Here is a 23,017-nt window from a genome sequence, read left to right as displayed (position 1 = left end):
GCAGGCGTCGTGCGGCGCTCCGGCGCGGCGCGGGCGTGAACGTCCGGTAAATTCGGCTGCGTGTACTTGAAGAGTCTGACGCTCAAGGGCTTCAAGTCGTTCGCGCAGCCGACGACGTTCGCCTTCGAGCCGGGCGTCACCTGCGTCGTCGGTCCCAACGGGTCCGGCAAGTCGAACGTGGTCGACGCGCTCGCCTGGGTGATGGGCGAGCAGGGAGCCAAGACGCTTCGCGGCGGAAAGATGGAGGACGTCATCTTCGCCGGCACCGCGACCCGCGGCCCGCTGGGGCGTGCGGAGGTGCAGCTGACCATCGACAACTCCGACGGCGCCCTCCCGATCGAGTACTCCGAGGTCACCATCTCGCGCACGCTGTTCCGCAACGGCGGCAGTGAGTACGCGATCAACGGCCAGTCCTGCCGGCTGCTGGATGTGCAGGAGCTGCTGAGCGACTCCGGACTCGGCCGTGAGATGCACGTGATCGTGGGACAGGGTCAGCTCGACGCGGTCCTCCGCGCGACACCCGAGGACCGGCGCGGCTTCATCGAAGAGGCCGCCGGCATCCTGAAGCACCGCCGCCGCAAGGAGAAGACCCTCCGCAAGCTCGAGGCGATGCAGACCAACCTCACGCGGCTCAGCGACCTGGCGGGCGAGGTGCGGCGGCAGCTGAAGCCCCTCGGACACCAGGCGGAGATCGCCCGCGAGGCCCAGTCCATCGCCGCGGTGGTCCGGGATGCGCGTGCGCGGCTGCTCGCCGACGACGTCGTCACCCTCCGCCGTGCACTCGACGACCACGGCCGCACCGAGTCGGAGCGGCACAGCGAGCAGATCGTTCTGCAAGAGCAGCTGGAACAGAAGCAGCTGCGGCGCACCCGGCTAGAGCAGGCGCAGGTCGGGGACGCGGTGGATACGGCCCGCAGTACAGCGTTCGCCCTGGAGTCGGTGCAGGAGCGGCTGAGGGGCCTCTTCACCCTCGCGAACCAGCGCATCGCCCTGCTCGGCAGCCAGGCCGACGCGCCGGGCTCAGGACCGAGCGTCACACCCCAGAACGTTCAGGATGCCCGCGACGAGGTCGAACGCCTCCGCGGGGTCGTCAGCGAGGCCGAGGCGGCGTGGACGGCGGCACAGGCCGCCACTCGCGGCGCCCGCGCCCGCCTGGATGCGGTCGACGAGGAGATCGCGGCCCAGAGCGCGCTGGTCTCCCGGCACGACCTCGAGATCTCCAAGCTGAACGGCCAGGCCGAGGCCGCGGGTCAACGGCTCGCCGCCGTCCGCGGGGAGGTGCTGCGCCAGCAGAACGCCCTCGACGCCGCGACCGAGCGCCGCGAACGCGCGCGCGCGGACTTCGCCCAGCGCGAGGCGGAGGCCGCGACCGCAGACGTGGGGGAGGGCGACCTCGACGAGGCGTACGAGCTCGCCCAGGCGACCGTGTTCGAGGCCGAGGGCGAAATCGAGCGGCTCCGCGAGGAGCTGCACACCCTGGAACGGGAGCGAGATGCGCTGGCCGCCCGCACCAGCGCGCTCTCGATGGCCCTCGATCAGAAGGACGGATCCGCAGCACTCGTCGCAGCCCAGCTCGACGGGGTCCGCGGGCTCGTGGCCGAGCACATCCGCGTCCATCCGGGTCATGAGGCTGCGATCGCGGCGGCCCTCGGCACCCTCGCCGACGCTGTGCTGGCCGACGACCGTGGCGCCGCCCGCTCCGCCGTCGCGCACGCCGCAGCCGACGACCTGGGGCGCGTCGAAGTGGTGATCGCCGACGCTCCCGCGGCGTCGGTCGACCTCACCGGCGTTGCCGGCGTCGTGCCGGCCGTCGGCGTGGTGGAGGCGCCGGAGGGCGTCCGCGGCATCCTCGCCTTCACTGCCATCGCGGACGACCTGGAGTCGGCGCAGCGCGCCTTCGAGGCGTTCGGCCGACGTCCGCTCGGCGGACCGGTGACCATCATCACCAAGGCCGGAGACGTGCTCACCGAACACGTCCTTCGCGGCGGCTCGGGCGCCAAGCAGAGCCGGATCGAGCTGATCGCCGACCGCGACGCCGCACAGGAGCGGCTGACGGAGGTCACGTCGCTGATCGACCGGGCGAAGTTCGCCCTGGCCGAGCAGCGCGGCGTTCTGCAGGTCGCCAAGGAGCAGTCCCAGGCCGCCCTGACGACGCTGCGCGAGTTCGACGCGAAGCTCGCCGCGCAGACCGAGCAACTGAACCGCCTGAAGGTCCAGCTGGAGGCCTCGCAAGCGGAGTTCGACCGGCTCAGCCGGGCACTCGAACAGGCGGCCGAACGCGTGGCAGAGGCCGAGCAGACGGCCGACAAGGCCAAGGCGGAGCTCGAGGCTGCGCGCTCGCGCCCGCGCCCGATCCTCGACGTCAGTGCGCGTGACGCGCTGTCGGCCGAGTTGGATGCGGCCCGCGAGGCCGAAGTCGAGTCCCGGCTCGCGGTGGAGACCGCCAAGGAGCGCGTGCGGGCGGAACAGGCCCGCGGCGAAGTGCTCGCGCGGCGCCTGGACGCGGAGCGCGCGGCTGCAGAGGAGGCCGCACGCCGCGCCGTCATCCGCCGTCGCCAGCTGGACGCGGCCGAGTCGGTGGTGGCAGCCCTTCCCGCAGTGCTCGCGTCGGTCGACCGCTCGGTCGCCCGCGCCCGGCTGGAGCTCACGACGGCCGAAGCCGAGCGTGCAAGCCAGAACGAAGAGCTCGCCGTCCTGCGCCGCGACGAGACCGCGGTGCGGGACCGCCTCCAGGCGATCACGGAGTCGGTGCACGGCCTCGAACTGCAGATCTACGAGAAGAAGCTGCACCTGTCGAGCCTGCTGGAGCGCGCCGGCAGCGAGCTCGGCCTGGTGGAGGACGTGCTCGTCGCCGAGTACGGACCGGAGGTCCCGATCCCGGTGGACGTCAGCCGCGCCGATCGCGACGACGCCGACGCCGCCGACGACGCCGACGCCGAGGTCGAGACCGTCCCCTTCTCGCGCGAGCAGCAGCAGAAGCGCCTCGCCGCCGCCGAGCGCAAACTGTCTCAGCTCGGCCGGGTGAACCCGCTCGCGCTGGAGGAGTTCGCCGCGCTCGAGCAGCGTCACAAGTTCCTCAGCGAGCAGCTGGTCGATCTGACGAACACCCGCAAGGACCTGCTGACGATCATCGACGACATCGACGAGCGGATGCAGTCCATCTTCGCGTCGGCCTTCGCCGACACCGAGGCCGCGTTCACCCGCGTGTTCCCTGTGCTGTTCCCGGGCGGCCAGGGGAGCATCAGCCTGACGAATCCCGATGACCTGCTCACGACGGGCATCGAGGTGTCGGTGAAGCCCGCGGGCAAGAAGATCGAGCGGCTCTCCCTGCTCTCCGGCGGCGAGCGGTCGCTGGCGGCCGTCGCGCTCCTGATCGCGATCTTCAAGGCGCGCCCCAGCCCGTTCTACATCATGGACGAGGTCGAGGCGGCTCTCGACGACGCCAACCTCGGCCGGTTGCTCACGATCTTCGAAGACCTGCGCGAGAACAGCCAGCTGATCGTGATCACCCACCAGAAGCGGACGATGGAGATCGCCGACGCCCTCTACGGCGTCTCGATGCGTCAGGACGGTGTGTCTGCGGTCGTCGGCCAGCGGGTGGCGCAGGAACAGGCCGGCTAGCGGGCAGCGTCGATGGCAGCCAACGTGTCGTGCAGACCGGCGAGTCGTTCCTCTGCCCGTCGCTCGCACTCCGCTGCGAGCCGCTCGACGCCGTGGATCGTCGCGTTCTCACGCAGCTGCCGCGCGAGCAGGATCAGGTCGCGGTGATCGCCGAGTGCATCCTGCACCTCTTCGGCCGCGCGCGACAACCGGACGGCAGGCACCCCGAAGTCGTCGGCGACCGCGTCCGCCGCGTAGCGGAGCCGGCGAGCCGCTTTGCGGGTCGCATGCCGCTCATCCAATGACGTGCCGTTGCTGCCGTGCACCCGCCGCGTCGCTTTGCGTAGGCCTTTCCGGGCCACACGCCGTGGATGCGCGGCACCCAGCGCGCTGAGCGGGGGAGCGGCGGCGAACAGCTGGAGGTCGGCGAGCAGCTCGCGGTGGGCGCGGCTCCGCAGGTGGCGCAGGAGGTCCTCCAGCGCGCGCTCGTAGCGTTCGGCGGTTTCAGCAGCCATCGTCTCGACCGCGCGTGCGACATCCGGTGCCGTGTCCGCGTCGATGAGCGCCGCGAGGTCGCGTGCGCGCACTTCGAGATCGCGCGCGTCGCCGAGGCGGGCGCCGAGCCGGGCCAGCCGGGCTCGCATCCGCCGACTCTCGTCGCGGTCGAACGCCTTCCGGTAGACGCTCAGGATGCTGCGCAGGCGCCGAACCCGTGTGCGCGCCTGGTGCACCGCATCCTCACCGCCCGTCTCGATCGCCACCAGCTGTTCCGACAGCGCCGCCGAGACCCCCACGAGCGAGTACATGAGCACACGGTACATCCGCGCCGGTACTCTGAACTCATGGCTGATCGCACCCCCTGGTCTCTCTCCGGCGCCCTCCGCGGGCTCTTCGCAAAGAAGACCATCGACGACGACACCTGGGACGACCTCGAGACGGCACTCATCACCGCCGATTTCGGCCCGGATGTCACCGAAGCGATCGTGGACGACCTCCGCGCGAAGGTGGACCGCTACCACACCACCGACCCGGTCGACCTGCAGCGAATGCTCCGGGAGACGCTCGAAGAGCGCCTGTCGAAGTTCGAGACCACGCTGAAGCTCAGCGACCGTCCCGCGATCGTGCTGGTGGTGGGCGTGAACGGGGTGGGCAAGACGACCACGATCGGCAAGTTCGCGAAGTTCCTGCGCACGTACGACCGCTCGGTGGTCGTCGGGGCGGCCGACACCTTCCGTGCGGCGGCCGTCGAGCAGCTCGCGACCTGGGCGGAGCGCGCGGGAGCCGAGATCGTGCGTCCACAGCAGCAGGGGCAGGACCCGGCCTCCGTCGCCTTCCAGACGGTCGAGAAGGCGAAGCGGGACGGCACCGAGATCGTCATCATCGACACGGCGGGCCGGCTCCAGACCAAGGGCGGCCTGATGGACGAGCTCTCCAAGATCAAGCGAGTCGTCGAGAAGCAGTCGCCGATCGCCGAGGTGCTCCTCGTGCTCGACGCCACCACGGGCCAGAACGGCCTGGCCCAGGCCGAGGCGTTCCTGGAGCACGCCGGCGTGACCGGCCTCGTGCTGACGAAGCTCGACGGCTCCGCCAAGGGCGGCTTCGTCCTCGCGGTGCAGGAGCGCACGGGCATCCCGATCAAGCTCGTCGGCCAGGGCGAGGGGATCAACGACCTGACCGGATTCACACCGCACGTCTTCGCACAGCAGCTGGTGGGATAGGGTCACGCCATGGCGATCGAGCACGACTTCTTCGGGATCATCGACGAGACGGCCAGCGGCGGTCTGGCCTGGGACGACACGGTCGAACTGGGTGACCAGGCGGTCGGAGTGGAGCTGCTGGCCGACGACGAGACCCGCGTCCCCGAGTTCGCGCTGGACTCGGCGGCGGCGCTCATCCAGGCGCTCGAAGGCTTCGACGCCCGGGCACGGGATGCGCTCGTCGCGGAACTGAGTTCGCGGCAGTCGGCGACGGCCGGCTACATCGACGATCACGTGGAGAAGCTGGGGGACAGCCTGGTCGACCTGCTCGTCTACAACTCCGGGGACATCGCGATCGACGTGCTGCGGTCGCTGCAGCTGCTCGACGTGGTCATCCAGGCCGATCACTCGGACGAGGACGAGGTCTTCGCGACCTTCGACTACTCGATCGCTCCCGACGAGAGTGACGCCCTGCTGACGGTCTCGTTCGACGTGCGAGGCGACGTGGTCGCCGTGGAGACGTCGGGCGACTGACGTCGGGCGACTGACGTCGGGCGACTGATCAACGCTCACGGCGATCGGCCACCGTCGCCCGATAAGATATACGGATCATGGCTACTTTCGGCTCGCTTTCCGACCGCCTTGCGGACACCTTCAAGAACCTGCGCACCAAGGGCAAGCTGTCGCCGTCCGACGTCGACGGCACGGTGCGCGAGATCCGTCGCGCCCTGCTCGATGCCGACGTCGCGCTGCCCGTGGTCAAGGACTTCACGGGCAAGGTGCGCGAGCGCGCTCTCAGCGACGAGGTCAACAAGGCGCTGAACCCGGCGCAGCAGGTCGTGCAGATCGTCAACGAAGAGCTCGTCGCCATCCTGGGCGGCCAGCAGCGGCGCCTGCAGTTCGCGAAGCGCCCTCCGACGGTCATCATGCTCGCGGGCCTCCAGGGAGCCGGCAAGACGACCCTCGCGGGCAAGCTCGGCAAGTGGCTGGTCAAAGACGGACACACGCCGCTGCTCGTCGCCGCGGACCTCCAGCGCCCGAACGCCGTGACCCAGCTGCAGGTCGTCGGAGAGCAGGCCGGTGTCGCCGTGTTCGCTCCCGAACCGGGCAACGGCGTCGGCAACCCGGTCAAGGTGGCCAAGGACGCCATGAAGTTCGCCGAGACGAAGCAGTACGACACCGTGGTGATCGACACCGCCGGTCGTCTCGGCGTCGATGCCGAACTGATGAAGCAGGCGGCCGACATCCGCAAGGCGACGGAGCCGGACGAGGTCCTGTTCGTCATCGACGCGATGATCGGTCAGGATGCCGTCGCGACCGCCAAGGCGTTCCAGGACGGCGTCGACTTCACCGGTGTCGTGCTCTCCAAGCTCGACGGCGACGCGCGCGGTGGAGCCGCTCTCTCGGTGGCGTCGATCACCGGCCGCCCCATCATGTTCGCCTCCACCGGCGAGGGTCTGGACGACTTCGAGCCGTTCCACCCTGACCGCATGGCGTCGCGTATCCTCGACCTCGGTGACATCCTCACCCTCATCGAGCAGGCCCAGGAGGCCTTCGACGAGGAGGAGGCCCGCAAGGTCGCCGAGAAGTTCGCGACCGACAGCTTCACGCTCGACGACTTCCTCAAGCAGATGCAGCAGCTCCGCAACATGGGCTCCATCAAGAAGATGATGGGGATGCTCCCCGGCGCCGGAGCGATGAAGCAGCAGCTCGACAACTTCGACGAGCGCGAGATCGTCCGCACCGAGGCGATCATCCAGTCGATGACGACGAAGGAGCGCACGAACCCCAAGCTGCTCAACGGCTCGCGCCGGCTGCGCATCGCGAAGGGTTCCGGAACCACTGTCACCGAGGTGAACCAGCTCGTCACCCGGTTCGAGCAGGCGGCGAAGATGATGAAGACCGTCGCGAAGGGCGGCGTCCCGAACGTCCCCGGCATGGGGCCGATCCCGGGTGCGTCCTATGCCGGCCGCAAGGCTCAGAACAAGAAGAAGAGCGGCTCACGCTCGGGAAACCCGGCGAAGCGCGCGGCGGAGAACGCTGCGCTGGCGGCGGGCGTCAAGCCGGCCGGCGCCGGTGCGTCCGGCGGCAGCGGCTTCGGACTGGGCGGCGCTGCGCCGCAGGGTCAGGCCGCGGGTGGAACCTCCGAGGAGGAGCTGGCCGCGCTGCAGAAGTTCCTCGGCCGCTAGCCGGCGGGGCCTTGCGGGCCGCCGCTACAGCGCGAGGTTGAGCGGCCGGAGCTTCGAGTCGATCGTGTGCGCGACGACCTTCTGGCCGGCGGCGTTCGGGTGGATGCCGTCGGGCTGCAGCAGTTCCGGGTGCCCGACCAGCGGGAAGCCGATGTCGACCCAGGTTCCGTCGACATTCCGGACGGCGTCCTCGACGATCTCGTCCACGTGCGTCATCGTGGCGGGCGGCTGGTCGGAACCCCAGATCCCGGTGATGCCGACGATCGTGGCCTCCGGGAACCGCTCCCGCAGCTCGCGGAGCATCCGGTCGGCGTTCGCGGCGACCGTCGCCGGGTCCTGATCGCGGTCGTTCCGCGTCGCCGCCAGCAGGATGACCTGCGGGTGCAGTCGGAGCGCGGCATCGACCTGCTGCCGGTAGGTCGTGTTGTTCCATCCCGGCTTCACGAAGCCGGAGCCGGACACCGCCAGGTCGGTGAGCCGCCAGCCGTGCTGGGCGGAGACGAGTGCGGGCCACGCCTGCTCGGGGGCGACGCCTTTGCCGAAGGCGATGGAGTCGCCGATCGCGACGGCATCGACGATCGCGGTGGCGCCCTGGTGCGTCGTTCCCGCGGCGGGAGCCGCCACCGCCGTCGACTGCGGCTGGGCGATGGGGTGCGCCTCCGGCGCGGCCGAGCAACCGGCGAGTGCCAGCAACGAAACCGTCAGCGCAGCAGGGGCGAGCACGTGAAGGCGCATGCCGCGTGAACGCGAGCGGTGGCGGGTGAAGGTGCGCACGGGTGCGAGGCTAAACGCACGAACCTGGCAAAATGCTGTGTGCGACTCGCGGACGTGTCGGCTCGGTGGTAGTCGCTGCCGTTCAGGAGGTGAAGAGCTGCGATTGAACGGCCGTGATGACCTTCTGGGCGAGCAGCTCCTGGCCCTCGACAGTGGGATGCACGTGATCGGCGAGTACCAGCTCCGGATGACCGGTGAACGGCTGGCCCAGGTCGACCCACGAGCCCCCGACGCCGAGCACCGCCTCCTTCACGGTGGCAGAGATCACCGGGATCTGGTCCGGAGTCGGGTCGGACCCCCAGAGGGCACTCACACCGATGATGCGCGCGTGGGGGAGGGCGGTCCGCAGCCGCTGCATCGCGGCGGTGGCGGCCGTATCGAGCGTCGCGGTCGGCGCGAAGACGTCGTTGCGCGTCGCTCCCACGATGACGACGTCGGGATGCAGGCGGATCACCGCGCTCACCTGGTCGTTGAAGATGTGCGTGTTCAGCCCGGGCGCGGTGAACCCGGCCGCGCTCTCGGCGAAGTCGCTCAGCGTCCAGCCGAAGTGGTCGGCGACGAGCAGCGGCCACGCGTCGTCCGCGGGCACCCCGTTGCCGATCGCGATCGAATCGCCGATCGCGGCCGCTGTGAGCGGCGCTCGGGGGGCGGCTGTCGGGCTCGGGCTGGCTGTCGCGTCGGGCGTGAACACGGCCGGCCCAGCGGGTGTGCACCCCGTGAGCACCACGGCGAGAGCGGTGGCGGCGAGGAGGACGGTGGCGAAGGGGCCGCGTGCGGAGCGTCGGGTCGTCACGGGAACAACGCTAGACGCCGCTCCTGGGAGGCCCCTCACGCACCCAGCTTCGACTCGACGGCGGCTGCGATCGCCTCCTGACCCGGCAGGGTCGGATGCTCGTCGTCGTCCTGCACCAGCCCGGCCAGATCGCGGTAGGGCTGACCGAGGTCGAGCCAGGTGCCCCCCGCAGCCTCGACGGTCTTCTGCAGCGCCGCGTCGAACGGGGCGAGGTCCGCGTCGGCCGCCTGGCCGGTGAGAGCGCTGAATCCGACGATGCGGGCATCCGGTAGAGCGGCGTGGATGCGGTCGACCGCCGTCTGCATCGCGGCGGTCACCTCGGACACCTCCGACCCGAGGTCGTTGTCGGACGCGCCGATCAGCACGAGCTGTGCTCCCGAGGCGATGGCGGCATCCACCTGTCCGGAGAAGTCGTCGCCGTCCGATCCCTGTGCGACGAAGCCCGCGCCCGGCACGCTGAGGTTGTCGAGCCGCCAGTCGCGGCTGGCCGCCACGAGGGCCGGCCACGCTTCGGACGGCTCCAGCCCGAGTCCGGACTCGATGGAGTCCCCGATCACTGCGACACGCAGCGCGCCGGCCGAGGCGGTGGCACTCGCGGACGGTGTCACGGCGTCCGCCTCCGCCGCCCCTCCGCCGGCTGCGGCACACCCGGACAGGGCCGTCAGCGCCAGCAGGGCTGCGGTCGCGGCCGTCGCCGCAGCGGCGAGGGGGCGTCGAGCGAGCATGACCATACGGTACCCGTGGATTCTTTGGATGTGCTTTGCCGGATCGTGGAAGATGCCGGGCTCAGCGAGCCAACCCGCTCCGCAGCTCGTGCGTCAGAGAACTCACCACCGCTTGCAGGCTGCCGCCGTTGTGCTCGGCGACCGCCAGTTGCCGCTGGTAGCTGGCACCGGTGTCCAGGATGGTGAGCACCGTCGCCAGCTCGTCGACGCAGCCGAGCCGCTCGGCTTCCGGCTGCAGGTCGTCCACCAGCTCGCGGAGTGCGTCGGAGACCAGCCGCTCCGTGCCGTCCGGCGCCGTGATGATCTCCGCGTCGAGCCCGTAGCGCGCCGCGCGCCACTTGTTCTCGCGGACGAACCACGGCTGAAGCGTCACGGGCTCCACGCCCTCGTCCAGCCGGCCCGACATCCGATCGGTGAGGCAGTGGATGAGGGCGGCGACCGCTCCGACCTCGTCCGCCGTCGAGAGGCCGTCGCAGGCGCGCATCTCAACCGTTCCCCACTTCGGCGAGGGGCGGATGTCCCAGCGCACCTCGGAGTGGTCCTCGACCACCCCGGTTGTCACGAGGTCCTGGACGTACTCCTCGTAGTTCGCCCAGGTGCCGAACTGCCACGGCAGCCCCGCGGTCGGCAGCTGCTGGAACATGAGCGCCCGGTTCGACGCGTATCCGGTGCGTGCGCCCGCCCAGAACGGGCTCGAGGCGCTGAGCGCCTGCAGGTGCGGGTAGTACGTGAGCAGCCCGTTCACAATGGGCAGTGCCTTGTCGACCGAATCGACGCCGACGTGGACGTGGATGCCCCAGATCATCATCTGGCGCCCCCACCACTGCGTCCGGTCGAGCAGGCGGTCGTAGCGCTCGTTGGGCGTCACCTTCTGGTCGTACCACTGGGCGAAGGGATGCGTCCCCGCGCACATCAGCTCCACGCCCAGCGGGTCGGTCACCCCTCGCACGAGCCCGATCAGCTCCTGCAGCTCGGTGATCGCGGCAGGCACGGTCCTGTGGACCGTGCTGACCAGCTCCACGGTGTTCAGGAGCAGCTCGTGCGTGATCTGCGGATGCTCGCGCCCGTCGGGAGTCCCCAGCTCACGGAGCACATCGTCGGCGATCTGCACGAGGTCGCCAGTGGAGCCGTCCACCAGGGCGAGCTCCCACTCGATGCCGACGGTGGAGCGCTCGGATTCCGAGAATTCGATCTTCATGCGGTCGTCCAGTCCGTCCGATTGTCCAAAGCAGGGCAGTATCTGACAGAATAGCTAGTTGAGTTCGACGTGCCCGACCCTCTATCCGGCGCGTGGGACGAACATTAGACCTCCTGCCGAGTGTGCCCCCACGCCCACGGCAGTCAGTTCGACACAACGCATCCACTCACACAGGAGAATCGTGGCCGTCAAAATCCGTCTGAAGCGTCTGGGCAAGATCCGCGCTCCGTACTACCGCATCGTCGTCGCCGACTCGCGCACCAAGCGCGATGGTCGTGTGATCGAGGAGATCGGTCTGTACCACCCGACCGAGGAGCCCTCGCGCATCGAGGTCGACTCCGAGCGTGCTCAGTACTGGCTCGGCGTCGGCGCCCAGCCGACCGAGCAGGTCGCCGCGCTGCTGAAGCTCACGGGCGACTGGGGCCGCTTCAAGGGCGACAAGAACGCCGTCAGCACCGTCAAGGTCGCCGAGGGCAAGACCGAGTTCGTCGCCGACGAGAAGAAGAAGCCGGTCCTGAAGCCGAAGGCCGACAAGGCCGACAAGGTCACCGCCGAGGCTGCGGCCGTCGTCGAGGCCGAGGTCGAGTCCGAAGAGGCCGCCGAGGCCGAGGTCGTCGCCGAGGCAGAGGCCATCGCCGACGCCGACGAGAAGGCCTGACGTCTTGCTCGCACCCGCGCTCACGCACCTGGTCAAGGGGATCGTCGATCACCCTGACGACGTCCACGTCGTGGCCAAGAGCTCCCCGCGTGGCGAGGTCCTCGAGATTCGCGTGAATCCCGAGGACCTCGGCCGGGTGATCGGCCGTTCCGGCCGAACGGCCAAGGCGCTCCGCACTCTCGTGGCGGCGCTGGCCGATGGCCGTCGCGTCCGCGTCGACGTCGTCGACGACTGAGGTGGCGGACCACAAACTGCCCCGCAAGGAGGTCGCTCCCCGGCCCGGTCAGACCGAGCTGCGGGTGGGCCGCCTCACGAAGGCGCACGGCCTCAAGGGCGCGCTGAAGCTGGAGCTGTTCACGGACGAACCGGAGAAGCGGTTCGTCCCGGGAGCCGTCTTCACGCTGCAGGTGCCCACCTCATCCAAGTGGCACGGCAAGACGCTCGAACTGACCGAGCTGCGCTGGTACAACGGCCACGCCGTCGGCTTCTTCGTCGGAGTCGACGACCGTGACGAGGCCGAGACCCTCGCCAAGGCCATCCTCTGGGTGAGCCAGGACGAGAAGCAGCTCCCGGACGAGGACGACGCCTGGTACGACCACCAGCTCGTCGGGCTCGAGGCGATCCGCGACGGGGTGGCCGTCGGCCGCATCGCGCGCGTCGACCACCTTCCGGCGCAAGACCTCCTGGCCGTCGCCACGCCTGCGGGCGAGGTGCTCGTGCCGTTCGTGAAGGCGATCGTGCCCGAGGTCGACATCGCCGCGGGGACCGTGACGCTCACGCCGCCGGCCGGGCTCTTCGAGGAGCTCCCGGACGACGAACCGGAGCCGGAACCGGAAGCCGCCGGCGAAGCCGAGGCCGAGCCGGACGAGGACCAGAAGTAACGCTGAGAGGGCGACCCGAACGGGTCGCCCTCTTCCGTTTCCCTCACCGGCGTGCGCAGAATGCGGCATGACCGCCTACGTGATCGACGCTCCCGCCGCCATCCGCCTGGCCGAAGCGGAATGGAGCGGCGCCGAACACCTGCTCGCCCCGACCCTGCTGCGCTCGCAGACGCTGTCGCTGTTGCACGCGGACGTCGTCGCCGGGCGCAGGGAAGGAGGGGAGGCCGTCGCCCTTCTACGGCATGTGGACGGCCTGCCGGTCCGGCTCCTGGGCGATCGGGTGCTCCGGCAAGGCGCCTGGCGGGTGGCCGATCAGCTCGGCTGGGCGCAGACGGAGGCGGCCGAGTTCGTCGCCCTGACCCGGTTGCACGGCGACGCACTGGTGAGCGGAGCGCCGCATGTGTACACCGGAGCGGATGCTTTGGTGCGGATCGTGCCGGTCGACGACATCCTCGGCTGAGCGGTCCTCGCGTCAGGAGACGATCGCGAGCCCGCGGCCGCGCAGAGAGCGCGCCTCCGCATCCAGAGCCGCCAGCAGCCGGGCGTGGGTGCCGACGATGTGCTCGTGGATGCGTGTGGCCGCAGCGTCCGCATCCCGAGCGGCGATGAGACGCAGGATGTCGCGGTGCTCCTCCCACGCCTCGTCGCTGCGCGCCACCAGCCAGCGCGACCGCGCGAGCCGGGTCATCGCAGAGTCGACCGCATCGGCGAAGAAGTGGTTGCCGGACAGCGCGGCGAGCCGGACGTGGAACTCGGTTCCCGCGCGGACGGCGTCGTCGGTCGAGCGGCTGTGATCGAACCCGTCCAGGTGGGCGGCGACCGCGGCGATCTCCGTGTCGGTGGCACGCGCGCAACTCAACCGGACTGCGGCGGTCTCGACGGCATCCCGCAGCTCGCTGAGACTGGCGATCTCGCCGAGGTCGATGGGGGAGACCTGCCAGCCGCGACCATCCCGGGCGACGAGACCCTCCGCCTCCAATCGCATCAGAGCGGCGCGGAGCGGGGTGCGGGACGCTCCGAGCTCGGATTCGAGACCGCGCTCGGTGAGGCGCGACCCGGGCACCCGGTCGAGGTCGAGGATCTGCGCGCGAAGTCGTGCGTACACCTGCGGCTGCTCGGGCACGGGATCCTCCTTTGGTATACCGGCGTGGTATACCGCTAGGGTATACCCGTGAACGGTCGAAACCTACGACATCCCCGCCCGTGGCTGATGCTCGCGTTCGGAGTGCTCGCGCAGGCCAGTTCGACGGTCTTCGTCTCGACACCCGCGTTCCTCATCCCGCTGCTGCACACCGAGCGCGGGCTGAGCCTCGCCCAAGCGGGCCTGCTCGCGTCCGCGCCCACCCTCGGCCTGGTGCTGACCCTGATCGCCTGGGGAGCGCTGAGCGACCGGATCGGCGAGCGGTGGGTGATCTCCGCGGGCCTCGCGATCACCGCTCTGGCGGCCGTCGTCGCGATGTTCGTCGACTCCTACGTGGCGCTCGGTGCGCTGTTCCTGGTCGGCGGGATGGCCGCGGCCAGCCCGAACGCGGCAAGCGGACGGGTCGTCATCGGGTGGTTCCCCAAGGAACGGCGCGGCCTGGCCATGGGCATCCGGCAGATGTGCCAGCCGCTGGGCGTGGCGATCGCTGCGATCAGCGTCCCCATCCTCGCCGCCTCCGGAGGGATCGCGGCGGCCCTCGTCGTCCCGGCCGTGCTCTGCGGGGTGTCGGCGGTGCTGTGCGCCGTCGGGATCGTGGACCCGCCCCGTCCCCCTCGTCGCCCCGCCGACGGTGCCGCTGCGCATCCCCAGGCGGTATGGAGGCCCTACCGCGAGACGTCGCTGCTCTGGCGCATCCACGGGGTCTCCATGCTGCTCGTCGTGCCGCAGTTCACCGTCTCGACCTTCGGTCTGGTGTGGCTGGTCTCCCAACTGCATTTCGCGTCGCTCGCGGCAGGAATCGTGATCGGAGTCAGCCAGTTCGCCGGCGCGATCGGCCGCATCGGTGTCGGCCTGCTCAGCGACCGCGTCGGCAGCCATCTCCGTCCGCTGCGCTGGGTCTCGCTGAGCGCCGTCGGCGTGATGCTGCTGATGGCGGCCGCCTCGGCGCTCGGCTCGGTGGCGGCCGCGGTCGTTCTCATCGTCGCCGCCATCGTGACCGTCGCCGACAATGGGCTCGCGTACACGTCCGTCGCCGAGATCGCCGGTCCCTTCTGGTCGGGACGAGCCCTCGGGGCGCAGAACACGGGCCAGTTCCTCGCAGCGTCCGTCGTCGGTCCGGCCGTCGGGGCGTTGATCGGCTGGGTGGGCTACCCCCTCGCGTTCGCCCTCGTGGCGGTCTGCCCGGCCGTCGCCACGCCGCTGGTGCCGCGTGACAGGGAGCTCGTCGCCGTACCCGCGTAGCCTCCTAGACTTCAAGGATGCGCATCGACATCGTCACCATCTTCCCGACCTTCTTCGATGTGCTCGACATCTCGCTGCTCGGCAAGGCCCGTCAGACGGGGCTGATCGAGCTGGGGGTCCACGACCTGCGCGACTTCACGCACGACCGGCACCGCACCGTCGACGACACGCCCTACGGCGGGGGAGCCGGGATGGTCATGAAGCCGGAGCCGTGGGGCGAGGCCCTGGACGGCATCCTGGAGGCGGGAGCGGACCCGGTGGTGATCTTCCCGTCACCCGCCGGCGAGGTGTTCACCCAGGCGACCGCGCGCGAGCTCGCGCAGGAGCAGCACCTCGTGTTCGGTTGCGGACGCTACGAGGGCATCGACCAGCGCGTCTTCGACGACACGGCAGCGCGGGCGCGCGTGCGGCTGATGAGCATCGGCGACTACGTGCTCAACGGCGGCGAGGTCGCCACGATGGCGATGATCGAGGCGATCGGGCGGCTCATCCCCGGCGTGGTGGGCAACCCGGAGAGCCTGGTGCAGGAGTCGCACGAGGACGGCCTCCTCGAGTACCCGAGCTACACCAAGCCGGCGCAGTGGCGGGGCCGCGAGGTCCCGCCGGTGCTGCTCTCGGGCAACCACGGCGCCGTCGACGCCTGGCGCCGCGAGCAGCAACTGGCTCGCACGCGCGCCGTCCGTCCCGACCTCCTCCCGTAACAGGAGCCCGCGAGCGGAGCCCGCGAGCACAGGAAAATTGTTGCGTTCGCGGCTCGGCGGCGACAATTTTCCTGTGCTCGGCGGCTACGGGGCGGTGAGGATGAGGGGGGCGTCGTCGGTGATCGCGATGGTGTGCTCGGAGTGGGCGCCGCGGGAGCCGTCGGCGCTGCGGAGCGTCCAGCCGTCGGGGTCGGTGTAGATCTCGTCGGTGGTCTCCAGGAACCACGGCTCGATCGCGATGACGAGTCCGGGGCGGAGCGGATAGCCCCTGCCCGCCCGGCCGTCGTTGGAGATGTGCGGGTCTCCGTGCATGGTCCGCCCGACGCCGTGCCCGCCGAACTGCGTGTTGATGGAGTACCCCTCGGCGTGCGCGACGGCGGCGATGGCTGCCGAGATGTCGCCGATCCGTCCGCCTGGCTGTGCCGCGGCGATACCCGCGGCGAGCGCACGGCGGGTCGTGTCGATGAGGCGGAGGTCCTCGTCGCGCGGGGTGCCCACGACGAGACTGACCGCGGAGTCGGCGACCCAGCCGTCGACCGAGGCGGCGAAGTCGAGGGTGAGGAGGTCGCCATCCTGCAGCCGGTAGTCGTGCGGCAGACCATGCAGGACCGCGTCGTTCACCGAGGTGCAGATGACCTTGCCGAACGGGCTGGCGCCGAACGACGGGTGGTAGTCGATGTAGCAGGATTCGGCCCCGCGACGACGGATGAGCTCGTGGGCCAGCGCGTCCAGCTGCAGCAGGTTGACGCCGACGCGGGCGGCGGCCGCGGTCTCGGCCAGCACCTCGGCGACGAATCTCCCGGCCGGACGCATCTGCTCGATCTCGGCGGGGGTCCTCAACTCGATCACGCGGTTTCCTCTCGACGTCGTACCCGTCCAGTCTTGCAGGTGGGCGTGCGGGAAACCCGCAGCCCCAGTACAGGCTGGCGCCGTTACGCTGATCACGTGATCATCCGCAAGGCGTTCTACTGGTGGCTGTTTCCGGCTGCTGTGGTCCTACCCGTCTGGGTGCTGGTCGGCTGGGCCGCCTTCAGCCAGGGCAGCGGGTGGTCCTTCCTCGGGCTGCTCGTGCTGTGCCCCATCCTCTTCGTCGCCATGCTCGTCGTCAGCGGCATCGTCATAGCGCGCCGGAGCGTGCGAGAGAAGCGAGCGGTGTCGTGGTGGGATGTGGCTCTCTTCGCCGCATGGCACCTCACCGTCATCGGCTTCGGGTTCTTCGTCCCGGGCCTGACCGGATGGTTCGCGGTCGCGGGCATCCTGCTCTTCATCGCAACGTTCTGGGTCGCGCTGTGGCAGCTGCTGACCGAGACCCGGGCGCGCGTGCAGCAGACGTTCGCCGCCTACGAGCGGGCGGCGCAGCCGAAGGTGACCGAGTATCCGGCGAGCGACCCTGTCGACGCCGGCGAGTACATCGTCATCGAGGAGCGCCGCGACCGGGAGTGACCGGCGGTCTCGAACCCGGCCGCTTTGGCAAACGGGCCCCGCACATGGCAGAATTGACCCTTGTGCCGCGGCCAGGCTCTGCCACAGGGGAGCCAGCACTTCTCGCGGACACCCACATACCGAATTCAGACGGCCGGCACTCCATATCGAACCGGCCCCCAAGTCCGTCCCCGACCTGCGGCGGGTACAGAGAGCGAACAGCCATGCACATCCTCGACCAGCTCGACTCCGCTTCGCTGAAGCAGGACATCCCTGACTTCCGCGCGGGCGACACCGTCAAGGTGCACGTGAACATCATCGAGGGCACCCGCTCCCGTGTCCAGGTCTTCCAGGGCGTCGTCATCGGCCGCTCCGGCGAGAGCGTCCGCGAGACCTTCACGGTCCGCAAGATCAGCTTCCAGGTCGGCGTCGAGCGTACCTTCCCGGTTCACTCCCCGGTCATCGACAAGATCGAGGTCGTCACCCGCGGTGACGTGCGTCGCGCGAAGCTGTACTACCTGCGCGAGCTTCGCGGCAAGAAGGCGAAGATCAAGGAGAAGCGCGACAACTGATCGCCGCTCCTCGAGCATCCCGAGCTCCCGGTCCGATTTCGGACCGGGAGCTCGCTCGTTTCATGGCCGGTTCCGGGCGTCCGAGCGATTATCCTGAAACCCTCGGCAGGTTCGGCAAGCGGAGGAGTGACGAGCGGATGATGACCCCGGTGTCGCCGTCGCTGCGATTCGAGAAGGCCCTCTACCGCGACGGCGTGACGTCGATCGTGGGGGTGGACGAGGTCGGTCGCGGTGCACTCGCCGGCCCGGTGGCGGTCGGAATGGTCGTCATCGACACGGCAGTCAAGCGGATCCCGCCGGGGCTTCGCGACTCGAAGCTGCTGCCGGAGCCGGTGCGCGAGAAGCTGGATCCGCTGTGCCGCAAGTGGGCCATGTATCACGCGGTCGGCCTTGCGTCGGCCGCCGAGGTGGACTCGCTCGGCATCATGCGCTGCCTGGGGCTTGCCGGAGCCCGAGCGCTCGCCCAGCTGGAGGAGCAGGGTGCGCTCGTGCACGAGAGCACCCTCATCCTCGACGGCAACTACGACTACCTCAATCCGGTCCTCCTGCGGCCGGCCAAGGTCGTGACCCGCATCAAGGCGGATCGCGACTGCGCGTCGGTCTCCGCCGCATCCGTCATCGCGAAGGTTCATCGTGACCGGATGATGATCGCCCACGACCGGGATTACCTGGGCTACGGCTGGGCCAGCAACAAGGGCTACTCGTCCGCGGAGCACTTCGCCGCGATCGCCGAGCTGGGGCCGAGCGAGCTGCACAGACTCACCTGGCTGAAGCAGCCTGCGCTGATCGACTTCCCCGACGAGGACACGCTGTCCACAGACGAGGCGTTGTCCACAGCTTTCTGACGGCGACGCGCTCCCGCCGTATCCGGCATAGACTTGACGGACGATGGATGAAGACGAGTTCGACGACTACGACCGCGAGGTCGAGTTGGCTTTGTATCGCGAATACCGGGACGTCGTCTCGCAGTTCAAGTATGTGATCGAGACGGAGCGCCGTTTCTATCTCGCCAACGAGGTGGAATTCGTGCGCCGCGACACGGAGCACGACTTCTACTTCGAACTGACGATGAACGACGTCTGGGTGTGGGATGTCTACCGCGCCGACCGGTTCGTGAAGTCCGTGCGCGTCCTGACGTTCAAAGACGTCAACATCGAGGAGCTGTCCTCGAAGGAGTTCGAGCTTCCCAAGGAGCTCGCGCTCGACGAGTGAGCCCTGCGGGCCCGCGAGTCGGATGAATCACCGCTCGTAGGTGCCGTCCAGTCGGCCGCGCGCCAGCACGTGGCCTGCCATCGTCGCCATCACCGTCGACGGGCGGAGCGAGTCGTCCCCGGGTATCGCCCGGTCCAGGGCGTACAACTGAAAGGCGTACGTGTGCGGGCCGTGGCCCGGGATGGGACGCGGCCCGTGATAGCCCCTGCGCCGGAACGATCCGAGCCCGGCGCCGTGGACGGAGCCTGCTCCGAGCTCGCCCTCGGCGACTCCCTCCAGGTCCGGAGCGAAGCGCGCGACCGCATGGACGATGGGGCGGGAGAACGGGACGTCCCGGTCTTCGACCACGAGGACGAGTTGCCTGGTTCCGGCGGGAACACCCGTCCACTCGAGGGCGGGTGAGACGTTGTCTCCGACCGGGTGACCCGCGGCTCGCCGGGGCATCGGGGCACCGTCCTCGAACTCGGGGCTGGTCAGGCCGATTGTGGCCGGAGCGTCGAGGAGTTCCCGGTTCCAGGCGAGCGTCTCCTCTCCGGCACGGCGGTTGCGAAGGAGATGACCGAGCCAGGGCATGGCGGTCCTTTCGGTGGGGGTGGGTCCACGCTAGCGGGTCCGCGTCGACCTGTTCACACGCCGTGCGAGCCGCATCCTTTCCACAGATTCGTCCTTCGCCGCCCTACCGATCAGCATCCCGCCGAGGCTGGATGACGGAGGTGCACATGGCACAGAAAGACGAATTGGGACGCCGCGGCGAGCAGGTCGCGGCCGAGTGGTTGCAGGAGCGTGGCTACGCCCTGATCGACCGCAATTGGCGATGCCGGTCAGGTGAGCTCGACCTGGTGCTGCGCGACGGCTCGACGATGGTGTTCGCCGAGGTGAAGACGCGCTCGTCGCTCGAGTTCGGGCATCCGTTCGAGGCGATCACGTCGCGCAAGGTGGCGCGGCTCCGACGGCTCGCTGCGGCCTGGTGCAGAGAGCGGGAGCCGGGCTCGAGCGGAGTCCGCATCGACGCGGTCGCGGTCACCGACGCCTGGAGTGAGCGCCCCACGGTCGAACACCTCACCGGGATCGCGTGATGACGCTGGCACGCACGTACGCCATCGCTCTCGACGGCGTCCGGGGGCATGTGGTCGAGGTCGAGGCGGATATCTCCGCGGGGCTGCCGGCGTTCGTGCTGATCGGCCTGCCGGACACCGCGCTCGGCGAGTCGCGCAAGCGCGTTGCGGCCGCGGCGGTCAACGCGGGATGCTCCCTCACGCAGAAGAAGCTCACGGTCAACCTGTCACCTGCGGCGTTGCCGAAACAGGGTTCCGGATTCGACCTGGCGATCGCGATCGCCTCGCTATCGGCCGCGGGTGCGGTCCCTCCCGCGGCAGCGGCGCACGCCGTCCACGTCGGAGAGCTCGGACTCGACGGTCGTCTCCGGCCGGTCCCTGGGGTGCTGCCGTCCGTGCTGGCCGCTCGGAATGCGGGGTTCGCGCGCGTACTGGTGCCGGCCGGAAGCGCCGACGAAGCCCGGCTGGTCGACGGAATCGAGGTGATCGGCGTCACGGGGCTGCGCTCGGCCGCGATCATCCACGGCGCCGACCTCGAGGCGGTCGACGAAGATCCGGTACCCCCGGCGGCCGCAGAGGTATCGTCCGCCGAAGAGCCGGACATGTCCGAGGTGGCCGGGAACGAAGAGGCCGTCGAAGCCCTCGTGGCTGCGGCGGCGGGAGGACACCACCTGTCCATGGTGGGTCCACCCGGCGCTGGAAAGACGATGCTGGCGCGACGGCTGCCCTCGCTCCTGCCCGATCTTTCGGATGCGGATGCGCTCGAGGCGACCTGCATCCGGTCGCTCACGGGCCTGGGCGTGGGAGCGGAGCTGGTGCGGCGGCCGCCGTTCGAAGCGCCGCACCACACGGCGTCGGCGGCGGCGCTGGTCGGGGGAGGAAGCGGGCGGATCACCCCCGGCGCGATCGTGAGGGCCACGCATGGCGTGCTGTTCCTGGACGAGGCGGCCGAGTTTCCGCCCTCCGTGCTCGACGCGTTGCGCCAGCCGTTGGAGAGCGGCAGCATCACGATCCACCGGGCACGCGGGGCCGCGTCGTTCCCCGCGAGGTTCCAGCTGGTGCTCGCCTCCAATCCGTGCCCGTGCGGGCACTATGGATCGTCCGATGCCGAATGCACCTGTTCTCCGATGGCGCGCAGGCGATACCTCGCCCGCATGTCCGGACCGCTGATCGACCGGGTCGACATCCGCCTCAGCGTGCGCAGGCTCGGCCTCGCGGCACTGAGGTCGGCCTCGCAAGCGCAAGCCCCGCTTCGGACCAGCCATGATCTCCGGCTTCGCGTCGGGGCGGCGCGGGAACGCGCAGCGGAGCGGCTGGCCGGCACAGGGTGGGTCCGGAACGCGGATGTAGCCGGCAGCTGGCTCCGGTCGGGTAGCCGTCGTCTCGGGGGCACGGCCATCGCGCCTCTCGACCGCGCCCTGGAGCGCGGGTCCATCACGATGCGCGGCTACGATCGCACGCTGCGGCTCGCCTGGACGCTGGCAGACCTGGACGACGCCACGTCTCCCGACGTCGACCATGTCGGACGTGCCCTCTTCCTCCGGCGGGGGATCGGCGCATGAGCGCCGCGTGTGATCGTTGTGCTGTCGCTCAGCACGTGTCCGCGAGCGTCAGCGAATGCGGGAGCGAGACAGCGCCGCGTGCGAACGCGCAGGCGTCGGTGCCGGTGGTGCCGGTGCCGGCGGCGGCGGGATCCGCGCCGGCAGGGTCGGTGCCGGCGGTGCAGGCAGGGTCGGTGCCGGCAGGGTCGGTGCCGGCGGGGTCGGTGCCGGCGGCGTCCGCGATACCGGGCATGAGCGGGCAGGAACTCGACCGGCTGCTGGGACCGGTGCTGGTCGCGGACGGCTCCGAGAATACGTCGGAGGCCGGTAGCGCACTGGCAGAGGACCGCTTCGCGCGTGCAGCGCTGGGAACCGCGATCGAGCCGGGCGACCTCGAAGCCGGTCGGCTGGTGAGCGCACTGGGGCCGGTGCGCCTGCTTCACGCGATCGTGGACGGGGTGGATGCTGCGGGACTGCTCGCCGAGGTCCGCTCACGCGACCAGGGAGACGAAGGGCTCGCGCGATTGCCGTCGAGCTGGGAAGAACAGTCGTCGAATGATCGGGACACCGCTGCCGCGCTTGAGCGGCGTGTAGCCACGGCGCTGGCTCGGTGGAGACCGCGCCTATCCTTCGCAGAGTCGGCACGGTCGATCGAGCGAGCGGCGAGAATCGGAGCCCGACTGCTGACTCCAGACTCTCGATGGTGGCCCGCGGGTTTCGCCGGGCTGGACGACGGACCTCCGTTGGCGTTGTGGATCCGGGGGCACGCCCGGCACTTCGGACGGCTGGGCCGGTCGCTGGCGCTGGTCGGGGCAAGGGCCTCGACGGAGTACGGCGAGCACGTGGCGATGGAGAGCGCCGCGGGACTGTCCGACCGCGGCTTCGTGATCGTCTCGGGAGGCGCCTACGGAATCGATGCTGCTGCCCATCGGGCGACGCTGGCGAGCGGCGGAGTGACGATCGCTTTCCTGGCAGGGGGAGCCGACCGCCTCTATCCGGCGGGCAACACCGAACTGCTGCGGCGTATCGCATCGGAGGGGGTGGTGGTCGCCGAACTGCCGCCCGGGTCGGCGCCCACTCGCTGGCGCTTTCTGATGCGGAATCGGCTCATCGCGGCAGCGGCGACCGCCACGGTCGTCGTCGAAGCGGGCCACCGGTCCGGCTCGCTCAACACTGCAGGCCACGCGGCGCACATGGGAAGGCCCCTGGGTGCCGTCCCGGGAAGTGTGCTGTCTCCGGCATCCGCGGGATGTCACCGGCTGATCCGCGAGTACGCCGCGACCTGTGTGACGACACCCGACGAGATGGCGGAACTGGCGGATCCGTTCGGGAGCGGTAATCCACCACCTGATCCCGCCACGCCGTTCGCGCTGGTACGCGAGGGCGGTGACGGCGATGAGAGAGCCGTTCTCTCCGCGCTCTCGCGGGTGCGTTCGGAGAGCGCGGACGAGATCGCCGCCCGAGTGGCACTTCCCTTCACGAGAGTGGCCGCCGTGCTGGGGCGGCTCGACCTGGCGGACAGAGCACGCGAAAGCGCGGAGGGTGGTCCTTGATCGAGAAGAGAAGTGGCTAGTCGGCCCGCGCGTCGTGGGCCGAGGCGCACTGGCAGAGGGCGA

Annotated in this window: 26 protein-coding genes; 17 read left to right on the top strand and 9 right to left on the bottom strand. The window is 70.0% G+C overall.

Annotated elements, in window-relative coordinates:
* Positions 1-60: 60 nt before the first annotated feature.
* Positions 61-3,621, top strand: a complete 3,561-nt coding sequence (smc, locus tag P3F85_RS08785) for a chromosome segregation protein SMC (protein WP_374010850.1) — start codon at positions 61-63, stop codon at positions 3,619-3,621.
* Here the strand turns inward: smc and P3F85_RS08780 are convergent.
* Positions 3,618-4,406 carry a CHAD domain-containing protein gene (locus P3F85_RS08780; protein WP_374010849.1) on the bottom strand — a complete coding sequence of 263 codons (789 nt, stop codon included), beginning with the start codon at positions 4,404-4,406 and terminating at the stop codon, positions 3,618-3,620. The genes smc and P3F85_RS08780 overlap by 4 nt on opposite strands.
* Before the next feature lie 36 nt (positions 4,407-4,442).
* On the opposite strand from P3F85_RS08780, the gene ftsY reads away from it, so the two are divergent.
* From ftsY to ffh, 3 genes are all read left to right on the top strand, one after another.
* Entirely contained in the window at positions 4,443-5,318 is an 876-nt protein-coding gene (gene ftsY / locus P3F85_RS08775; RefSeq protein WP_374010848.1) for a signal recognition particle-docking protein FtsY, read from the top strand.
* 9 nt (positions 5,319-5,327) lie between these two features.
* Positions 5,328-5,831, top strand: coding sequence for a DUF2004 domain-containing protein (locus P3F85_RS08770; protein ID WP_374010847.1), 504 nt, complete (start codon positions 5,328-5,330; stop codon positions 5,829-5,831).
* A gap of 77 nt (positions 5,832-5,908) precedes the next feature.
* A complete protein-coding gene (ffh, locus tag P3F85_RS08765) occupies positions 5,909-7,486 on the top strand; it encodes a signal recognition particle protein (RefSeq protein ID WP_374010846.1) in 1,578 nt (525 codons plus the stop codon).
* 24 nt (positions 7,487-7,510) lie between these two features.
* On the opposite strand, the gene P3F85_RS08760 is transcribed toward ffh, so the two are convergent.
* The 4 genes from P3F85_RS08760 to P3F85_RS08745 all read right to left on the bottom strand — a co-directional run bounded on the left by P3F85_RS08760 (position 7,511) and on the right by P3F85_RS08745 (position 10,976).
* Positions 7,511-8,260: an SGNH/GDSL hydrolase family protein gene (locus P3F85_RS08760; RefSeq protein ID WP_374010845.1), complete on the bottom strand. Its 750-nt coding sequence runs from the start codon at positions 8,258-8,260 to the stop codon at positions 7,511-7,513.
* A gap of 82 nt (positions 8,261-8,342) precedes the next feature.
* On the bottom strand, positions 8,343-9,053 hold the full coding sequence (locus tag P3F85_RS08755) for an SGNH/GDSL hydrolase family protein (protein WP_374010844.1): 711 nt from the start codon (positions 9,051-9,053) through the stop codon (positions 8,343-8,345).
* 35 nt (positions 9,054-9,088) lie between these two features.
* Positions 9,089-9,778, bottom strand: a complete 690-nt coding sequence (locus P3F85_RS08750) for an SGNH/GDSL hydrolase family protein (RefSeq protein ID WP_374010843.1) — start codon at positions 9,776-9,778, stop codon at positions 9,089-9,091.
* Positions 9,779-9,839: 61 nt separating this feature from the next.
* Complete coding sequence (locus P3F85_RS08745) at positions 9,840-10,976, bottom strand: glutamate--cysteine ligase (RefSeq protein ID WP_374010842.1); 1,137 nt, start codon at positions 10,974-10,976, stop codon at positions 9,840-9,842.
* Positions 10,977-11,157: 181 nt separating this feature from the next.
* Here P3F85_RS08745 and rpsP point away from each other — a divergent pair, with 181 nt between their 5' ends.
* The 4 genes from rpsP (at position 11,158) to P3F85_RS08725 (ending at position 12,975) form a co-directional block, all read left to right on the top strand.
* Positions 11,158-11,634: a 30S ribosomal protein S16 gene (gene rpsP / locus P3F85_RS08740; RefSeq protein WP_374010841.1), complete on the top strand. Its 477-nt coding sequence runs from the start codon at positions 11,158-11,160 to the stop codon at positions 11,632-11,634.
* 4 nt (positions 11,635-11,638) lie between these two features.
* Positions 11,639-11,869 (top strand): RNA-binding protein, encoded by a 231-nt coding sequence (locus P3F85_RS08735; protein ID WP_090042196.1) that lies wholly within the window; start codon positions 11,639-11,641, stop codon positions 11,867-11,869.
* On the top strand, positions 11,832-12,515 hold the full coding sequence (gene rimM, locus P3F85_RS08730; RefSeq protein WP_374010840.1) for a ribosome maturation factor RimM: 684 nt from the start codon (positions 11,832-11,834) through the stop codon (positions 12,513-12,515). Before P3F85_RS08735 ends, rimM begins: the two co-directional genes overlap by 38 nt.
* A gap of 67 nt (positions 12,516-12,582) precedes the next feature.
* Positions 12,583-12,975 (top strand): hypothetical protein, encoded by a 393-nt coding sequence (locus P3F85_RS08725; protein ID WP_374010839.1) that lies wholly within the window; start codon positions 12,583-12,585, stop codon positions 12,973-12,975.
* A 12-nt stretch (positions 12,976-12,987) separates the two neighbouring features.
* Here the strand turns inward: P3F85_RS08725 and P3F85_RS08720 are convergent, their stop codons facing one another.
* A complete protein-coding gene (locus P3F85_RS08720; protein ID WP_374010838.1) occupies positions 12,988-13,638 on the bottom strand; it encodes a GntR family transcriptional regulator in 651 nt (216 codons plus the stop codon).
* A gap of 87 nt (positions 13,639-13,725) precedes the next feature.
* Between P3F85_RS08720 and P3F85_RS08715 the strand changes: the two genes are divergently transcribed.
* Both P3F85_RS08715 and trmD read left to right on the top strand, forming a co-directional pair.
* A complete protein-coding gene (locus P3F85_RS08715; RefSeq protein WP_374010903.1) occupies positions 13,726-14,898 on the top strand; it encodes an MFS transporter in 1,173 nt (390 codons plus the stop codon).
* Between the two features lie 17 nt (positions 14,899-14,915).
* Positions 14,916-15,599 (top strand): tRNA (guanosine(37)-N1)-methyltransferase TrmD, encoded by a 684-nt coding sequence (gene trmD, locus P3F85_RS08710; RefSeq protein ID WP_374010837.1) that lies wholly within the window; start codon positions 14,916-14,918, stop codon positions 15,597-15,599.
* Positions 15,600-15,683: 84 nt separating this feature from the next.
* Here the strand turns inward: trmD and map are convergent, their stop codons facing one another.
* Positions 15,684-16,448 carry a type I methionyl aminopeptidase gene (gene map, locus P3F85_RS08705; RefSeq protein WP_374010836.1) on the bottom strand — a complete coding sequence of 255 codons (765 nt, stop codon included), beginning with the start codon at positions 16,446-16,448 and terminating at the stop codon, positions 15,684-15,686.
* Positions 16,449-16,544: 96 nt separating this feature from the next.
* On the opposite strand from map, the gene P3F85_RS08700 reads away from it, so the two are divergent.
* The 4 genes from P3F85_RS08700 (at position 16,545) to P3F85_RS08685 (ending at position 18,805) form a co-directional block, all read left to right on the top strand.
* Positions 16,545-17,042 (top strand): hypothetical protein, encoded by a 498-nt coding sequence (locus P3F85_RS08700; RefSeq protein ID WP_374010835.1) that lies wholly within the window; start codon positions 16,545-16,547, stop codon positions 17,040-17,042.
* A gap of 203 nt (positions 17,043-17,245) precedes the next feature.
* Complete coding sequence (gene rplS, locus P3F85_RS08695; protein WP_374010834.1) at positions 17,246-17,593, top strand: 50S ribosomal protein L19; 348 nt, start codon at positions 17,246-17,248, stop codon at positions 17,591-17,593.
* Positions 17,594-17,733: 140 nt separating this feature from the next.
* Entirely contained in the window at positions 17,734-18,438 is a 705-nt protein-coding gene (locus tag P3F85_RS08690) for a ribonuclease HII (protein ID WP_374010833.1), read from the top strand.
* A 43-nt stretch (positions 18,439-18,481) separates the two neighbouring features.
* Positions 18,482-18,805 (top strand): DUF2469 family protein, encoded by a 324-nt coding sequence (locus tag P3F85_RS08685; protein ID WP_018190696.1) that lies wholly within the window; start codon positions 18,482-18,484, stop codon positions 18,803-18,805.
* Between the two features lie 27 nt (positions 18,806-18,832).
* Here the strand turns inward: P3F85_RS08685 and P3F85_RS08680 are convergent, their stop codons facing one another.
* Positions 18,833-19,378, bottom strand: a complete 546-nt coding sequence (locus P3F85_RS08680) for a YbhB/YbcL family Raf kinase inhibitor-like protein (RefSeq protein ID WP_374010832.1) — start codon at positions 19,376-19,378, stop codon at positions 18,833-18,835.
* 146 nt (positions 19,379-19,524) lie between these two features.
* Between P3F85_RS08680 and P3F85_RS08675 the strand changes: the two genes are divergently transcribed.
* Both P3F85_RS08675 and P3F85_RS08670 read left to right on the top strand, forming a co-directional pair.
* Positions 19,525-19,881, top strand: coding sequence for a YraN family protein (locus P3F85_RS08675; protein ID WP_374010831.1), 357 nt, complete (start codon positions 19,525-19,527; stop codon positions 19,879-19,881).
* Positions 19,881-21,422, top strand: a complete 1,542-nt coding sequence (locus P3F85_RS08670; RefSeq protein ID WP_374010830.1) for a YifB family Mg chelatase-like AAA ATPase — start codon at positions 19,881-19,883, stop codon at positions 21,420-21,422. The genes P3F85_RS08675 and P3F85_RS08670 overlap by 1 nt, the downstream gene beginning before the upstream one ends.
* A gap of 28 nt (positions 21,423-21,450) precedes the next feature.
* Here P3F85_RS08670 and P3F85_RS08665 read toward each other — a convergent pair whose 3' ends face one another.
* Positions 21,451-21,654: a hypothetical protein gene (locus P3F85_RS08665; RefSeq protein WP_374010829.1), complete on the bottom strand. Its 204-nt coding sequence runs from the start codon at positions 21,652-21,654 to the stop codon at positions 21,451-21,453.
* Here P3F85_RS08665 and dprA point away from each other — a divergent pair.
* Positions 21,653-22,954 carry a DNA-processing protein DprA gene (gene dprA / locus P3F85_RS08660; RefSeq protein WP_374010828.1) on the top strand — a complete coding sequence of 434 codons (1,302 nt, stop codon included), beginning with the start codon at positions 21,653-21,655 and terminating at the stop codon, positions 22,952-22,954. The genes P3F85_RS08665 and dprA overlap by 2 nt on opposite strands.
* The last annotated feature ends 63 nt before the right edge of the window (positions 22,955-23,017 follow it).

Source organism: Leifsonia sp. T36S-04, from assembly GCF_042465655.1.
Lineage (GTDB): Bacteria > Actinomycetota > Actinomycetes > Actinomycetales > Microbacteriaceae > Leifsonia.
The sequence above is the reverse complement of the archived record's forward strand: the minus strand, read 5'-3'. Positions and strand labels throughout refer to the sequence as shown.

Bases quoted from the DNA above. Each gene is read 5' to 3' on its own strand.
- P3F85_RS08665 (WP_374010829.1), bottom strand. From the start codon at position 21,654: ATGCCCGGTATCGCGGACGCCGCCGGCACCGACCCCGCCGGCACCGAC.
- rplS (WP_374010834.1), top strand. From the start codon at position 17,246: ATGCACATCCTCGACCAGCTCGACTCCGCTTCGCTGAAGCAGGACATC.
- P3F85_RS08680 (WP_374010832.1), bottom strand. From the start codon at position 19,378: ATGCCCTGGCTCGGTCATCTCCTTCGCAACCGCCGTGCCGGAGAGGAG.
- P3F85_RS08725 (WP_374010839.1), top strand. From the start codon at position 12,583: ATGACCGCCTACGTGATCGACGCTCCCGCCGCCATCCGCCTGGCCGAA.
- trmD (WP_374010837.1), top strand. From the start codon at position 14,916: ATGCGCATCGACATCGTCACCATCTTCCCGACCTTCTTCGATGTGCTC.
- dprA (WP_374010828.1), top strand. From the start codon at position 21,653: ATGAGCGGGCAGGAACTCGACCGGCTGCTGGGACCGGTGCTGGTCGCG.
- P3F85_RS08750 (WP_374010843.1), bottom strand. From the start codon at position 9,778: ATGCTCGCTCGACGCCCCCTCGCCGCTGCGGCGACGGCCGCGACCGCA.
- P3F85_RS08685 (WP_018190696.1), top strand. From the start codon at position 18,482: ATGGATGAAGACGAGTTCGACGACTACGACCGCGAGGTCGAGTTGGCT.
- P3F85_RS08690 (WP_374010833.1), top strand. From the start codon at position 17,734: ATGACCCCGGTGTCGCCGTCGCTGCGATTCGAGAAGGCCCTCTACCGC.
- P3F85_RS08745 (WP_374010842.1), bottom strand. From the start codon at position 10,976: ATGAAGATCGAATTCTCGGAATCCGAGCGCTCCACCGTCGGCATCGAG.
- ftsY (WP_374010848.1), top strand. From the start codon at position 4,443: ATGGCTGATCGCACCCCCTGGTCTCTCTCCGGCGCCCTCCGCGGGCTC.
- P3F85_RS08670 (WP_374010830.1), top strand. From the start codon at position 19,881: ATGACGCTGGCACGCACGTACGCCATCGCTCTCGACGGCGTCCGGGGG.
- rimM (WP_374010840.1), top strand. From the start codon at position 11,832: ATGGCCGTCGCGTCCGCGTCGACGTCGTCGACGACTGAGGTGGCGGAC.
- P3F85_RS08780 (WP_374010849.1), bottom strand. From the start codon at position 4,406: ATGTACTCGCTCGTGGGGGTCTCGGCGGCGCTGTCGGAACAGCTGGTG.
- P3F85_RS08715 (WP_374010903.1), top strand. From the start codon at position 13,726: ATGCTCGCGTTCGGAGTGCTCGCGCAGGCCAGTTCGACGGTCTTCGTC.
- ffh (WP_374010846.1), top strand. From the start codon at position 5,909: ATGGCTACTTTCGGCTCGCTTTCCGACCGCCTTGCGGACACCTTCAAG.
- P3F85_RS08675 (WP_374010831.1), top strand. From the start codon at position 19,525: ATGGCACAGAAAGACGAATTGGGACGCCGCGGCGAGCAGGTCGCGGCC.
- P3F85_RS08770 (WP_374010847.1), top strand. From the start codon at position 5,328: ATGGCGATCGAGCACGACTTCTTCGGGATCATCGACGAGACGGCCAGC.